General features: G+C 61.2%; 12 protein-coding genes. All 12 read right to left on the bottom strand.

Annotated elements, in window-relative coordinates:
* Positions 1–12 precede the first annotated feature (12 nt).
* Positions 13–870, bottom strand: a complete 858-nt coding sequence (locus RO009_16735) for a phosphatidate cytidylyltransferase (protein ID MDT3686678.1) — start codon at positions 868–870, stop codon at positions 13–15.
* Entirely contained in the window at positions 870–1,625 is a 756-nt protein-coding gene (locus tag RO009_16730; GenBank protein ID MDT3686677.1) for an isoprenyl transferase, read from the bottom strand. Before RO009_16730 ends, RO009_16735 begins: the two co-directional genes overlap by 1 nt.
* 27 nt (positions 1,626–1,652) lie before the next feature.
* Positions 1,653–2,216: a ribosome recycling factor gene (gene frr, locus RO009_16725; GenBank protein ID MDT3686676.1), complete on the bottom strand. Its 564-nt coding sequence runs from the start codon at positions 2,214–2,216 to the stop codon at positions 1,653–1,655.
* A 60-nt stretch (positions 2,217–2,276) separates the two neighbouring features.
* The gene (gene pyrH, locus RO009_16720) at positions 2,277–2,993 is read right to left on the bottom strand and encodes a UMP kinase (protein ID MDT3686675.1); all 717 of its coding nucleotides are present in this window, start codon (positions 2,991–2,993) and stop codon (positions 2,277–2,279) included.
* 36 nt (positions 2,994–3,029) lie between these two features.
* Positions 3,030–3,953: a translation elongation factor Ts gene (gene tsf, locus RO009_16715; GenBank protein ID MDT3686674.1), complete on the bottom strand. Its 924-nt coding sequence runs from the start codon at positions 3,951–3,953 to the stop codon at positions 3,030–3,032.
* Between the two features lie 56 nt (positions 3,954–4,009).
* Positions 4,010–5,008 (bottom strand): 30S ribosomal protein S2, encoded by a 999-nt coding sequence (locus tag RO009_16710; GenBank protein ID MDT3686673.1) that lies wholly within the window; start codon positions 5,006–5,008, stop codon positions 4,010–4,012.
* Between the two features lie 198 nt (positions 5,009–5,206).
* On the bottom strand, positions 5,207–8,638 hold the full coding sequence (gene dnaE / locus RO009_16705; protein MDT3686672.1) for a DNA polymerase III subunit alpha: 3,432 nt from the start codon (positions 8,636–8,638) through the stop codon (positions 5,207–5,209).
* 849 nt (positions 8,639–9,487) lie between these two features.
* Positions 9,488–10,183, bottom strand: coding sequence for an ABC transporter ATP-binding protein (locus tag RO009_16700; GenBank protein MDT3686671.1), 696 nt, complete (start codon positions 10,181–10,183; stop codon positions 9,488–9,490).
* Positions 10,184–10,190: 7 nt separating this feature from the next.
* Positions 10,191–11,456, bottom strand: a complete 1,266-nt coding sequence (locus RO009_16695) for a lipoprotein-releasing ABC transporter permease subunit (GenBank protein ID MDT3686670.1) — start codon at positions 11,454–11,456, stop codon at positions 10,191–10,193.
* 121 nt (positions 11,457–11,577) lie between these two features.
* A complete protein-coding gene (locus tag RO009_16690; protein MDT3686669.1) occupies positions 11,578–12,897 on the bottom strand; it encodes a proline--tRNA ligase in 1,320 nt (439 codons plus the stop codon).
* A 790-nt stretch (positions 12,898–13,687) separates the two neighbouring features.
* The gene (locus RO009_16685; protein MDT3686668.1) at positions 13,688–13,954 is read right to left on the bottom strand and encodes a DUF1467 family protein; all 267 of its coding nucleotides are present in this window, start codon (positions 13,952–13,954) and stop codon (positions 13,688–13,690) included.
* A gap of 3 nt (positions 13,955–13,957) precedes the next feature.
* Entirely contained in the window at positions 13,958–14,362 is a 405-nt protein-coding gene (mce, locus tag RO009_16680) for a methylmalonyl-CoA epimerase (GenBank protein MDT3686667.1), read from the bottom strand.
* Between the last annotated feature and the right edge of the window lie 12 nt (positions 14,363–14,374).

The following is a 14,374-nucleotide window of genomic DNA, read 5'->3' as shown; positions in this document are numbered from 1 at the left end:
ATCGTCATGATCTCACCATGCGATGAGTCCGCCGCCAGCGTTCTCCAGTCCCCCGCGCAGAACACCGAAAATTGCCGCCACCAAGCCCGCAAAGATAAATCCGTCCAGACGATCCATCACGCCGCCATGGCCCGGAATAAGACCGCTGGCGTCCTTTGCATCGAAGCGACGCTTGAAGGCCGACTCGAACAGATCGCCCGCCTGCGACGCGATCGACAGTAAAATGGCGACAAGTGCAATCGGGATTATCGGCGATCCCTGCCAGCGCCCGATCGCCAAGGCAGCACCCACTGCGACGGCCGTTCCCACGATTGCGCCCGACCAGGTCTTTTTGGGGCTGATGGCCGGAGACAGCTTCGGCCCTCCCAAGGCCCGGCCGCCAAAATAGCCGCCGATATCTGTCGACCATACGATGGCGAATAGAAACAAGATGGCCTGAAAACCGAATGCTGGATCGGCCCGGATGACCAACGGCGCAATGAGCAAGGCACTTGCGTATACAATTCCGCCCGCGATCCATTTGGCATGTTTCGTCGCCGTCACGGCAATGCCGAACAGCGCGAGCAGGATAATGATCGGGGCCTTGTCGACACGATCACTGGCCGTGAGCAGAGCTTCCAAGATCAAAGCACAAGCGCCCAGTGCAAGCGCGCCCTGGCTCCCACGAGGGTCGATGAGTCTCACCCACTCCCACCAGACGGCCAGTGCGGCGATCGCCCAAAACACAGCGAAAGGCCAATCGCCCCAATACGCCACCGCAATTGCGAGCGGCGCCAGCACCGATGCAGACAGCACGCGCAACAGAAGGTTGCGGTTTGAAGGAACGCTGGTGTTCTGGCCGGACACCGTGGCAGGGTCACTGACCATCATCAGGCCCCCGATTGTGCGGACAGACCGCCAAATCGGCGCTCGCGTTTTGAATATTCCGCGATTGCGTTTTCAAGTGTGGCGCGATCGAAATCGGGCCAGAAGGTCGGCACGAAAACCAGTTCGCTATAGGCGGCCTGCCAGAGCAGGAAATTGGACAAACGCTGCTCGCCGCTCGTGCGGATGATCAGATCGGGATCGGGCAGGTCCGGCGCATCAAGAAAGCGCGAGAGCGTCTCGGCGTTGATGGTCGCCGGGTCGAGTTTGCCCGCGGCGACCTGCTCGGCCATCCTCCTCGCAGCACCGGCGATTTCCTGCCGCGCGCCGTAATTGAAGGCAACGACCAACGTCAACAGATCGTTTTCGCGTGTCAAATCTTCCGCTTCTTCCAGCAACCGGCGCACATCGGCGTCGAGATTGTCGCGTTCGCCGATCACCCGCACGCGGATGCCGTTCTTGTGCAATTCGGCGAGATCGTTGCGGATGAAGCGTCTCAGCAACCCCATGAGATCGCGAATCTCGGTGGCGGGGCGCGACCAATTTTCCGAGCTGAAGGAGAAGATGGTCAGAAACTGGATACCGATCTCGCCCGCTGCCCGCACGGTTCGCCGCAACGCCTCGACGCCGCGGCGATGTCCCTCGACGCGCGGCAGCCCGCGCGCTGCCGCCCAGCGCCCGTTGCCGTCCATGATGATGGCAACATGGCGCGGAATCTCAACCCCAGTCGTTGCGGGCAATGTCGTTTCAGGTAGCGACATCGGGGGCTCCTGCCATGACGCGCTTCCTCACACCGTGAGGATTTCCTTTTCCTTGGCTGCCAGCAGATGATCGACATCGTTGATCATCTGATCGGTGATCTTCTGGATTTCGTCGCCCATCCGTTCGTGATCGTCCTTGCTGATCGCGTGATCTTTCTCCAGCTTCTTGATCACATCGAGACCTTCGCGGCGCACATGGCGGATCGCGACGCGGGCAGCTTCGGCATATTTGTGCGCGACCTTGACGAGCTCCTTGCGGCGTTCCTCGTTCAACTCAGGAATACGAAGACGTATGGTCTGCCCTTCAGTCTGCGGATTGAGGCCGAGATTGGCCGCGGTGATGGCCTTCTCGACCGCATGAACAAGGGAACGATCCCATACCGAAACACTGAGAAGACGAGGTTCCGGAACGCTGACAGTTGCGACCTGCGCCAGCGGCATGCTGGCGCCATAAGCATCCACGTGAACCGGATCAAGCAGGTTTGCGGAGGCGCGACCGGTGCGAAGGCCGGAAAATTCCTGCTTCAGAACGCCGAGCGTGTTCTGCATCTTCCGCTTCAATTCATTCAAGTCGTGAGTTGCCGCTGCCATGTTTCTCTCATTTATCCTACAAACAGCCACAGCATTCCGCTTTGGCTCGCCGGCCTGCGCTCAGTCGCTAACGATCGTCGCGCGGCCCTTTCCGCGCATGACCGCTTCGACCGCCCCCGGCTCCCCGATCGAAAAGACAATGATAGGCATACGGGTCTCGCGGGCAAGCGCGAAGGCCGTACCATCCATGACCTTCAGGCTTTTCTCGATGGCTTCCTGCGGGGTCAGGCGCTCGTAACGAGTCGCGTTCCTGTCCCGTTTCGGATCGGCGCTATAGACGCCGTCCACATTCGTCGCCTTGAGTACGGCCTGGCAATCGAGCTCGGCGGCGCGCAACACGGCCGTCGTATCTGTCGTGAAATATGGATTGCCGGTGCCGCCCGCCAGAATGGCAATCCGCCCCTCACGAAGATGCTTGAGCGCACGCTGCCGCGAAAAGCTTTCGCAAATATCGGGCATCGTGATGGCAGACAAGGTGCGCGCCTCGCAGCCGCCGCGTGAGACCGCCGCTTCCAGCGCCAAGCTGTTCATGACGGTTGCCAGCATGCCCATGGAATCGCCGGTCGCACGCGATACACCTCGCGTCGACACCTCAACACCGCGGAAAATGTTTCCGCCGCCAACAACAACACCGACCTGCACACCCAGCCTGGTGGTCGCGATCAGATCTTTCGCAATGCGATCGAGCGTTGGCTGATCAATACCAAAACCGGCGGCCCCGCTCAGGGCTTCCCCCGACAGCTTGACGATGACTCGCCGATAAGTCGGCTCGGTCATGACGCGATCGCCTCGTTCGACCGCCGCATCCCGATATCAGGAGGACTTGGCAGCCGCCGCGACTTCCGCGGCAAAATCCGATTCCTGCTTCTCAATGCCTTCGCCGAGGGCGTAGCGCACAAAGCCGGTGACTTTGATCGGGCCACCAACCTTGCCTTCCGCTTCCTTGAGAGCCTGAGCCACTGACTTGCTGGTGTCATGAATGAAGGCCTGCTCAAGGAGACACACTTCCTTGTAGTATGTCTTCAACCCGGACTCGACGATCTTGTCGATCACGTTCGCCGGCTTGCCCTGCTGCTTGGACTTGTCGGCGAGAACATTCTTCTCTCGCGCCACCACGGCGGGATCGAGCCCTGACGCATCAACGGCGAGCGGGTTGGCAGCTGCGACATGCATAGCAACAAGGCGGCCGAGCGCAGTCAGCTCATCGACCTGCCCAGGCGATTCCAGCCCGACGATGACGCCGATCTTGCCAAGGCCATCCGAGATCGAATTGTGAACATAAATGCCGACAGCGCCTTTGCTGACGGAAATTTCCGCAGCGCGCCGCAAAGTCATGTTCTCCCCGATGGTCGCAATCGCATGGGCGATCGCTTCATCGATGGTCATCGAGCCAGCCTTGGCGGCCTTGATCTTCTCGATATCGCTGCCGGCGGAAAGCGCGACGTCTGCAATCATCTTCACAAGCCCCTGGAAGTGATCGTTACGCGCCACGAAATCCGTCTCGGCATTCACCTCGACCACAGCCGCCTTGGTGCCGCTACGCGCAATGCCGACAAGACCCTCAGCCGCAACGCGCCCGGCCTTCTTGGCCGCCTTTGCAAGACCTTTCTTACGCAGCCAGTCGACGGCGGCCTCCAATTCGCCCTGGGTTTCGTTGAGCGCCGCTTTGCAATCCATCATGCCTGCGCCAGTTTTCTCGCGCAGTTCCTTGACCAGCGATGCCGTGATCTCTGCCATTGTTCAGGTCCGAACTCTTGAGGATAAACGATACGCGGCCTGCGCCGCGCATCACGTTATTCGGTTTCGGCGACGAGCTTCTTCGCCTGTGCCACCCAGCCATCGACGCGGCCGGGCAGACCCACCTCCTCGCCGATCGCGTGCGCCGCGTCCGACTTGAGGTCTGCGATCTGCCAGTAGTGGAAGATGCCGAGGTCGTTGAGCTGCTTCTCGATCGCACCCGAGACGCCCGGCAGTTTCTTGAGATCGTCGGCGACGCCGCGCGGCCCGGGCAGCACTTCGTAACCCGGTTCGTTGGTCTTGGCTGTCAGGTCTTCCGCAACGGGCTCAGCCGCAGCGCCGATATCAATGCCGCGTTCGCCCTGCGAGCGTGAGATACCGTCGATGGCCGCCTTTGCAATCAGATCGCAATAAAGCGAAATCGCCCGGCTGGCGTCGTCATTGCCCGGCACGGCAAAGGTGATGCCCTGCGGATCGCAATTGGTGTCGACGATCGCCGCAACCGGAATGCCCAGACGCCGGGCCTCCTTGATCGCGATGTCTTCCTTGTTGGTGTCGATCACGAACAGCATGTCGGGAATGCCGCCCATGTCCTTGATGCCGCCGAGCGAACGGTCGAGCTTGTCGCGCTCGCGCTGCAGGTCGAGGCGTTCTTTCTTGGTGTAGCCCTGCGCCTCGTTGGAGGAGAGCATTTCTTCCAGCTTGCGCAGGCGCTGGATAGATGCGGAAATTGTTTTCCAGTTGGTCAGCGTGCCGCCGAGCCAGCGCGAATTGACATAGTATTGCGCGCACCGCTTGGCCGCGTCGGCGACGGAATCCTGCGCCTGCCGCTTGGTGCCGACGAAGAGGATACGTCCACCCTTGGCCACGGTCTCGGACACCGCGGCCAGCGCCTGATGCAACGCCGGGACGCTCTGGGCCAGGTCGATAATGTGGATATTGTTGCGTACGCCGAAGATGTAATCCTTCATCTTCGGGTTCCAACGATGGGCCTGATGGCCGAAATGCACGCCAGCTTCCAAAAGCTGACGCATGCTGAAGTCAGGAAGCGCCATAGAAATTCTCCGGTTGATCCGCCGCGGATATGTGAGCACCCGCCTTCCGGCCGGCGCCACCGGACGGCTTGAAGGCCCGTTGTCGGGGCCAAAACCTTGATCCGCGTGTGAGATGGGCGGTCATATAGCCGCCGGTTCCCCAAGATGCAAGGAAAAGCCAGCCGGACCGCCGGAAACGGCCGATTTTCCGCCTTCGATCTAGACGGCCTCGACCGTGACCACCCCGGGGACAGCTTTGATGGCACCGGCGACCTGTGGGGAAACCTTGAAGCGGCCCGGCAGCTTGACCTCGACCTCGCTGCCATCTGCCAGCATCAGAATCATGCTGACATCCCCGTCACCGCGCGGCTCCAGGCGGCGATGGATGCCTTCCAGCGGTTTCTCGTCGCGCAAAAAGATGCGCAGGCCCTTCTGGACCTTCTCGGCCGCCTGATCGAGGCGTTCGACCGACTGGATGCGGGCGCGCACTTCTTCTCCCTGGGCCTCGGCGGACAGGAACAGCAAAACCGCCGTGCCGGGCTCCAGCAAATCGCGGTATTGCTGCAGGCCTTCGGAGAACAGCACCGCCTCGTATTGGCCGGACGGGTCGGAAAGACCGATTATTCCCATCTTGTTTCCGGTCTTCGTGCGCCTCTCCGTCCTGGAAACGACAGTTGCAGCGGTTTTTCCAGCGGTCGCTCCCATTTTGACCGAGCGCGAGAAATCCGCCCAGTTCATCACCTTCATCCGCGCCAGCGCTCCAGCATAGTCATCGAGCGGATGGCCGGTGAGGAAGAAGCCGATGGCCTCGTATTCGCGCTGCAGCCGCTCGGACGGCAGCCAAGGCTCGCGGGCGGGGATGCGCAATTCCTCCCGATGCGCCGGCCCACCAAACAATTCATCCTGACCGATCGTTGCGGCTTCGTGCGTGCGCTGCGCGGTCGCCAATATAGCCTCCACCGCGCCATGCGCGCGGGCGCGGTTCGGCTCGAGCTCGTCAAAGGCGCCCGCCGCGGCAAGGCTTTCCAGCACGCGCTTGTTGACCGCGCGCGGATTGATGCGGTGTGCGAAATCCGACAGATCGCGGAAAGGCTGCCTGCCGCGCACTTCGACGATCGATTCCACCGCCTGTCCGCCAACTCCCTTCAGCGCCGCGAGCGCATAGAAGATCGTGTTGCCCTCGACCTCGAAATTCTTCGATGAGCGGTTGATCGAGGGCGGTTCGATCTTGATCCCAAGACGCTCCGCTTCCGCGCGGAATTCCGACAGCTTGTCGGTATTGCTCATGTCGAGCGTCATCGAGGCGGCCAGAAACTCGACCGGGTAGTTCGCCTTCATATACGCCGTCTGGTAGGCAACCAGCGCGTACGCGGCGGCGTGACTCTTGTTGAAGCCATATTCGGCAAAGCGCTCGAGCAGATCGAAGATCGCATCCGCCTGCGCGCGTTCGACGCCGCGCTCGGTGGCGCCCTTCACGAATTCGGCGCGCTGCGCCTGCATCTCGCTGCGGATCTTCTTGCCCATGGCGCGGCGCAGGAGGTCAGCCTGGCCGAGCGTATAGCCGGCGAGCAATTGCGCCGCCTGCATCACCTGTTCCTGGTAGACGATGACGCCGAAGGTTTCCTTCAGCACCGTTTCCAGTTTCGGATGAATGTAGTCCGGCTCCTCGTCGCCGTGCTTGCGCGCGCAATAGGTCGGAATATTCGCCATCGGACCGGGACGGTAGAGCGCGACCAGCGCGATGATGTCCTCAAAACGGTCGGGCTTCATGTCGAGCAGCGCGCGCCGCATGCCCTGACTTTCCAGTTGGAAGATGCCGACCGCCTCCGCCCGCGCGAGGAGCTCGTAGGTCTTCGGGTCATCGAGCGGGATCGCCGACAGATCGATGTCGATGCCGCGCCGCTTCACGAGATCGACCGCCTGCCGCAGCACCGTGAGGGTCTTGAGGCCGAGGAAGTCAAATTTGACGAGGCCCGCCGGCTCCACCCATTTCATATTGAACTGGGTCACTTGCATGTCGGATTTCGGATCGCGGTAGAGCGGCACAAGCTCCGACAATGGGCGGTCGCCGATGACGATGCCGGCGGCGTGGGTCGAGGCGTGGCGCGTCAACCCCTCGAGCTTCAGCGAGATATCGAAAGCGCGTTTGACCACCGGCTCGGAATCTCGCGCCGCCTGCAGCCGCGGCTCATCGTTGATCGCCTGTTTCAGCGTGACCGGAGCGGCGGGATTTTGCGGCACCAGCTTGCAGAGCTTGTCGACCTGGCCATAGGGCATTTCCAGCACCCGGCCGACATCGCGCAGCACCCCGCGCGCCTGCAGCGTACCGAAGGTGATGATCTGCGCCACCTGATCGCGCCCGTAGCGCTCCTGCACATAGCGGATCACCTCGTCGCGGCGGTCCTGGCAGAAATCGATATCGAAGTCCGGCATCGACACGCGATCCGGATTGAGAAACCGCTCGAACAGCAGGTTGAACCGGATCGGATCAAGATCGGTGATGGTGAGCGCATAGGCGACAAGCGAGCCTGCGCCCGAACCGCGACCCGGCCCAACCGGAATCCCCTGTTCCTTCGCCCATTTGATGAAGTCGGACACGATCAGAAAATAGCCCGCATATTTCATGCGGGAGATGACATCGAGTTCGAAGGCCAGCCGCTCCTGATAATCCTGCGCGGTGCGACCTGGCGCGAACCCGTGATGCGCAAGACGGGCCGCGAGGCCTCTTTCGCTCTGGCGGCGCAATTCTTCGGCTTCGTCGGTCACAACGTTGGCCTCGGTCGAGAAGCGCGGCAGAATGGGTGCGCGCGTGCGCGGACGATAGGCGCAGCGCTGCGCGATCTCGGCCGTCGAGGCGATGGCCTCAGGCAGATCGGCGAACAGCGCCTTCATTTCGGCTTGCGACTTGAAACGATGTTCGGGTGTGAGCTGGCGCCGATCGGTTTCGGCAATGACTTTGCCGTCGGCGATGCAGATCAGCGCGTCATGCGCCTCATAGTCGTCAGCGGCGGCAAAGAACGGCTCGTTGGTTGCAACCAGCGGCAACGACTTCGCGTAGGCGAGTTCGACCAGCAAAGGCTCGCATTGCCGCTCCTCCGCCATGCCGTGGCGCTGCAACTCGACATAGAGGCGGTCGCCGAACAGGCGCAGCAGCTTGTCCGCTCGCGCCAAGGCCAGATCCTTCTGGCCGGACAGCAACGCCTGGTCGAGGCCCCCGAGCGGCCCGCCGGTCAGCGCGATGATCCCGTCGGATTCACCCTGCAGCCAATCGAGCTTGAGATGCGGCGCCTCGTGCGCGGGCGTTTCCAGGAAGGCGCGCGAGTTGAGCCGCATCAGGCGGCGATAGCCCTCCTCCCGCGCAGCGAGCAGCACAAGACGCGGCAGCTTGCGCATGAGGCCCGGATTGCGCGGATCGCGCTCCTGATCGCCAAAGTCGACCGACAGGCAGCAGCCGACAATCGGCTGAATGCCCGACGCCGCCATCTTTTCAGAGAATTCCAGCGCCCCGAACATGTTGTCGGTGTCGGTGAGCGCCAGCGCCGGCTGCTTGTCGGCCTTGGCGAGATCAGCCAATGCGCCGATTTTCAGCGCCCCCTCAAGCAGGGAATAGGAAGAGTGCACATGCAGGTGCACGAAGGGTGCATCCGCCATGACGCCCTCGCGAATCTTTGTGGTTTGCCGCGATGGTGGGGATTGCAGAGCGCCAAGTCCAGCCGTGCCTCACGACGGGCGTGGCGGGATTCCCGCTGTCCCCAAAACGAGCGGATCATCCCAGAAGCGGCCGGGCAGGCCTTACGCAAACTCAACGCAACAAAGCCTCGCCCGGCCGAAACGGCGTCTCCAGACGCCACTTGGGGAATACTCGGAGGCAACGGCAGACAAGGAGGCCGCTCACGCGGGGCAGACGCGCGAGCGGCAGGCGCGGCATGGTTCTCACAAGGTCCCCAGCACCTGCGCCCAAATGGCGATCATCCCTAAGAACAGTGCCATGGAGGTCAGAGCGGCGGCTTCAGCAATAACGGTGCGAAACATCGATCTCTCCTAAAGAACAGAAAGGGAACATAGTTCCCCTTTTGTTCATTGTCAACCGCAATGATGCACTAAGGGCGCCAAATGCGTCTGGTCCGCCCGGCCTAAGCCGCTATTCAAAAAGTGGTAGTGCCCCCCACCCGATGCGCACTCGCAAGCTTCGCCAAACGGGTACAAACTTTATTGTCGGTTGTTGGAATTCAGCACTGGGTGAGAATTCACTCGCGCTCCCGCTGACGGGAAAGGGGCGCCGTATGTCGTCGACGCAGCACGTCCATTTTCCGAACCTGCCGCATATCACGCCGATTGCGTGTGAGAACTGCGGTGGCAAAGCCCATCTTGTGCTGCTGACGGGAGATGCCGTCGGGCATCACCACATGCTGCATCACGCCTCGATCTGGACCTTTGAATGCGCTGCCTGCGGGCACATGACGCAGTGTTGCATTGACGACTGAGCGGGCTGCCAATCTCTTACGCCAATTCGACAACCAATCCTTCCTGGATGGTCACACGCCGGTCCATGCGCGCGGCAAGGTCGAGATTGTGAGTGGCGATGATCGCCGCAAGCCCCGACGCTTTCACCAGTTGCATCAAGGTGTCGAACACATGATCGGCGGTATGCGGATCAAGATTTCCGGTCGGCTCGTCGGCGAGCAGGATGCGCGGCGCGTTGGCAACTGCACGCGCGATCGCAACCCGCTGCTGCTCACCGCCTGAGAGTTCGGCCGGCCGGTGTGTCAAGCGCGCCTTGAGGCCGAGATAAGCCAGCAATTCCGTCGAGCGTTTATTCGCTTCCGCCTTGCTGAGGCCCCGCACCATTTGCGGCAACATCACATTTTCTAGCGCTGAGAATTCCGGCAACAGATGATGCGCCTGATAAACAAAGCCGATGTCGGTGCGGCGGATCTGGGTACGCTCGGCGTCGCTCAAAGAGGAAGTCGCCACGCCGTCGATGTAGACCTCTCCGGCATCCGGATGCTCCAGCAATCCGGCAATATGTAGAAGCGTCGATTTTCCGGAACCAGAGGGTGCGATCAGCGCAATCGACTGGCCGAGCCAGCAGCCCAGTTCGGCGCCGCGCAAGATCTCGAGGGTGTTGTCGCCCTGGTGATAACGGCGCTCGATCGCATCCAGATACAAGGCAGGCGGATTGTTCCGTTCAGCCATCGCGCCCTCACTCGTACCGCAGGGCTTCGACAGGATCGAGCCGGGCGGCACGCCAGGAGGGATACAAGGTCGCAGCAAAGGACAGGATCAGCGCCATCAGAACCACGGCTGTGGTTTCGCCGGCCGACATTTCAGCCGGCAGACGCGAGAGGAAATATAGTTCGGGTGAAAACAATTCGGTCGCCGTCAGCCATGACACGAATTGCCTGATGCTCTCGATATTCAGACACACAATAGTGCCAACAATGACGCCGAGAAAGGTGCCAACCACGCCGATGGATGCGCCGGTAACGAAGAAGATTCGCATGATGGCGCCCTGTGTAGCGCCCATGGTGCGCAGGACGGCGATGTCTCGGCCCTTGTCCTTCACCAGCATGATCAGGCCGGAAATGATGTTCAGTGCCGCCACTAGCACGATCAGCGTCAGGATCAAAAACATCACATTGCGTTCGACCTGCAGCGCATTGAAGAAGGTGGCATTGCGCTGACGCCAATCGACCATGAAGATGGGACGTTGCGCCGCGTCCGCGATCGGCTTGCGGAACGACTGCACGGCGTCGGCGTCGTCGATATAGACTTCAATTGCCGTGACATCGCCGGAACGGTTGAAATAGGCCTGCGATTCCGGCAGCGGCATAAACACAAAGGCCGAGTCATATTCTGACATGCCGATCTCGAACACGGCGGCGACCTTGTAGGCCTTGATACGCGGTGTCGTGCCCATCGGCGTCACCGCGCCGCGCGGCGCGACCAGCGTGATGTTGTCGCCGGCGCGCAACGAGAGCTGATCGGCGAGTCTGCGTCCAATCGCGAGCCCCTGCCCCTCGTCGAATCCTTCCAGCGTGCCTTGTTTGATGTTTTTGGCAATCGACGGCAGCTTTTCAAGATCGGCGGCGCGAATGCCGCGTACCAGCACGCCGCTCGCCTGAGTGCCTGATGCCAGCGCTTGTCCCTCCACAATCGGCGCGGCAAGGCGCACGCCGGCAACGCCGGAAATGCGCTTGGCCACGGCATCCCAATCGGTCAGCGGCGATTCCAGCGGCTGCACCAGCACGTGCCCATTGATGCCGAGAATCTTGCCGAGCAATTCCTTGCGGAAGCCGTTCATCACCGCCATCACGATAATCAAGGTCGCGACGCCCAGCATGATGCCGAGAAACGAGAATCCGGCGATGATGGAAATAAATCCTTCCTTGCGCCGCGCCCGCAGGTAGCGCAGCGACAGCATCCATTCGAAAGGCGCGAAGGGTTTTGTCCCGGTGGGTTCGTTCATCAACACTCCCCAGCCCCGATCTCATCCGATTCTGGCGCTTTCAAGCCACCGCCCATTACCTGAGGGCGGCAGAAGCACACACCATATTTCGCGCCATGGCCCTTGCGGCGCCCTGCGGCGATCAGGACAGATGAGCAACCGCGTCCTCGGGGCTGAGCATCTCGCGGCTGCCGTCGGTGCGCTTTTTCAGTTCCACTTGCCCGTTGGCGAGTCCTTTTGGGCCCACGAGGATCTGCCAGGGAATGCCGATCAGATCGGCGGTGGCAAATTTGGAGCCAGGCCGCTCGTCGAGATCATGATACAGCACCTCGACGCCTTTTCCGCGCAGGGCGTTGTAGATTTTTTCCGAGGCTTGATCGGTCGCGCCGTCCCCCTGCTTGAGGTTCAGGATTGCAACCTTGAACGGCGCCACGCTTTCAGGCCATTTGATGCCAGCGTCGTCGTGATAGGCTTCGATAATGGCGGCGACAAGCCGCGAGGGCCCGATGCCGTAGGAGCCCATATGCACGGGCTTCTCGGTGCCGTCGGCGAGCTGCACCACGGCCTTCATCGGTTCGGAATATTTAGTGCCGAAATAGAAGATGTGGCCGACCTCGATGCCGCGCGCGGACACCCGCGCCTCCGCCGGCAAAGCGTCGAACGCAGCCGTGTCGTGCTTCTCCGACGTCGCAGCATAGAGCGACGTCCATTTGTCGACGATCTGCTGCAGGCCGGGGATATCGTCAAAATCCACGTTCTCATCCGGCACCGCAAAATCGAGATACTGTTTGTGACAGAAGACTTCGCTCTCTCCGGTCTCGGCGAGAATGATGAATTCGTGGCTGAGATTGCCGCCGATCGGCCCCGTATCGGCGACCATCGGAATCGCCTTGAGGCCCATGCGCGCGAAGGTGCGCAGGTAGGCGACGAACATCTTGTTGTAGGAATGGACGGCGCCGTGCTGGTCAACGTCGAAGGAATAAGCATCCTTCATCAGGAATTCGCGGCCGCGCATCAGCCCGAAACGCGGGCGCACCTCGTCGCGGAATTTCCACTGGATGTGGTAGAGATTGAGCGGAACGTCCTTGTAGGAGCGTACATAGGCGCGGAAGATGTCGGTGATCATCTCCTCGTTGGTCGGACCATACAGCATATCGCGCTGGTGCCGGTCCTTGATGCGCAGCATTTCCTTGCCGTAATCGTCGTAGCGCCCGCTCTCGCGCCATAGATCCGCCGATTGCAAGGTAGGCATCAGCAATTCGATGGCACCGGAGCGGTTCTGCTCCTCGCGCACGATGCCGCAAATCTTCTGCAGCACCCGCAGGCCGAGCGGCAGGAAGGCGTAGATACCGGCCGCCTCCTGCCGCATCATGCCGGCGCGCAGCATCAGGCGGTGCGAGACGATCTCCGCCTCTTTCGGGGTTTCACGCAGAATGGGCAGAAAGAAGCGCGACAGTCGCATATAAGGGGGTTTCTGAATCGGGACCGGACCCGATCTGAGTGGCGGATCGCGCCCGAAAAGACAAGCGCGGCTACGCTCGGCCATGGCGGGGACTAATTTTCTTCCAGTTGCAGCCACCTCTTGCCAGTTTTTTTGCCACGGGCTACCGTCCGCGGGCGTTGGGCCTCTGGGCCTGGCCGGTCCAAGTCTTGGGAGGGAATTGCGAGCGCAAACCGCCGCCGTCGCTTCACCCAGAGAGCACAACGAAGCGCACGAAATCACATCAGCAGGGCCCGTTGCCCTGCTTTTTTCTTTAGCGAAATGAGAAAGGAAGCGCCGGACGACCTCTGTCGGGGGGGAGGGGTGTCGGCCGTCCGGCGCGGTCTGCAGCCGACGGGTGGGCTGCGTATCCCTTAACCGACGACCGCGCCGTTGGTTCCAGCCCCCTTTGCGCCCGTAGTGGGCTACAGGGCGGGCGGGTAGCTGTCCTTGCCATAGCGCCACTGTGGGCGAAAATGGCCATTCTCGCCCATCWGKCWCWYWTMCRYRKCTWSRYSYKKMTMMSMGASMKTCTGAGCGGCATCTACCGCGAATAAAATCGCCTCTCTCTGGCTCAGATAGGGGCCGAATTCCTCGCCGTGGAAGCGGATCACCCAATCGTCGTGATCCTGGACGATGAAATACCGTGAGTGAGGCATGGATTGCTCCTCAGGTTCCCCGTTGATCTCAGCGCAGATTAACGATGGTCGCGATCCGAAGTTCCGGGCGTCCTGCGGCGCTTCCGTGGCGGCCGGAATAGATATCCACAGGACTAGCTGGGCATACCCAGCCAGCGCGTCAGATCATCCAGCGTGACCAGCCGGTTCACATAGACCCAGTAGCAAATCGCGAAAATAACGCCGGAAGCGATGGTGTTCCAGAACAGTTTCGCCATGATGCGGGGAAGGACAGGCGCGCCCGGATCGGTGCCAGGGGGCATCTCGTCCTCATTTGGCGCCCGCACGCCGAACGGCAGAACCGCAAACAGCGTGATCCACCAGATCAAAAAATAGATGGCGACGGCGGTTGTGACCGACACGGCTCAGGCTTGCTCCAGTTCGACCAGCGTGCCGCAGAAATCCTTGGGATGCAGGAACAGCACGGGTTTTCCGTGCGCGCCGATCCTTGGCTGGCCATCGCCGAGCACGCGCGCACCCTCGCCTTTCAGCTTGTCGCGCGCGGCGAGAATATCGTCGACCTCATAGCAGACGTGGTGCATCCCGCCGTCGGGATTGCGTTCCAAAAATTTGCTAATCGGCGAATCCGCACCGAGCGGTTCCAACAACTCGATCTTCGTATTTGGCAGTGAGATGAACACCGTCGTCACGCCATGATCCGGCTGCGCCACCGCGGCCGAGACATCTGCACCCAACGATTTCCGGTACATGTCAGCGGCCTTGACGATATCCGGCACAGCAATGGCTACGTGATTGAGTCGTCCGATCATTTTTGTCCTCGT

Source organism: Pseudorhodoplanes sp. (genome assembly GCA_032027085.1).
Lineage (GTDB): Bacteria > Pseudomonadota > Alphaproteobacteria > Rhizobiales > Xanthobacteraceae > Pseudorhodoplanes.
Note: the sequence above shows the minus strand (reverse complement) of the source record. Positions and strands in the feature narration are given on the sequence as shown.

Coding starts and splice junctions, on each gene's coding strand:
- RO009_16710 (MDT3686673.1), bottom strand. CDS start 5,008: ATGGCGCTTCCTGACTTCAGCATGCGTCAGCTTTTGGAAGCTGGCGTG.
- dnaE (MDT3686672.1), bottom strand. CDS start 8,638: ATGGCGGATGCACCCTTCGTGCACCTGCATGTGCACTCTTCCTATTCC.
- RO009_16700 (MDT3686671.1), bottom strand. CDS start 10,183: ATGGCTGAACGGAACAATCCGCCTGCCTTGTATCTGGATGCGATCGAG.
- RO009_16730 (MDT3686677.1), bottom strand. CDS start 1,625: ATGTCGCTACCTGAAACGACATTGCCCGCAACGACTGGGGTTGAGATT.
- RO009_16735 (MDT3686678.1), bottom strand. CDS start 870: ATGATGGTCAGTGACCCTGCCACGGTGTCCGGCCAGAACACCAGCGTT.
- pyrH (MDT3686675.1), bottom strand. CDS start 2,993: ATGACCGAGCCGACTTATCGGCGAGTCATCGTCAAGCTGTCGGGGGAA.
- tsf (MDT3686674.1), bottom strand. CDS start 3,953: ATGGCAGAGATCACGGCATCGCTGGTCAAGGAACTGCGCGAGAAAACT.
- frr (MDT3686676.1), bottom strand. CDS start 2,216: ATGGCAGCGGCAACTCACGACTTGAATGAATTGAAGCGGAAGATGCAG.
- RO009_16695 (MDT3686670.1), bottom strand. CDS start 11,456: ATGAACGAACCCACCGGGACAAAACCCTTCGCGCCTTTCGAATGGATG.
- RO009_16690 (MDT3686669.1), bottom strand. CDS start 12,897: ATGCGACTGTCGCGCTTCTTTCTGCCCATTCTGCGTGAAACCCCGAAA.
- mce (MDT3686667.1), bottom strand. CDS start 14,362: ATGATCGGACGACTCAATCACGTAGCCATTGCTGTGCCGGATATCGTC.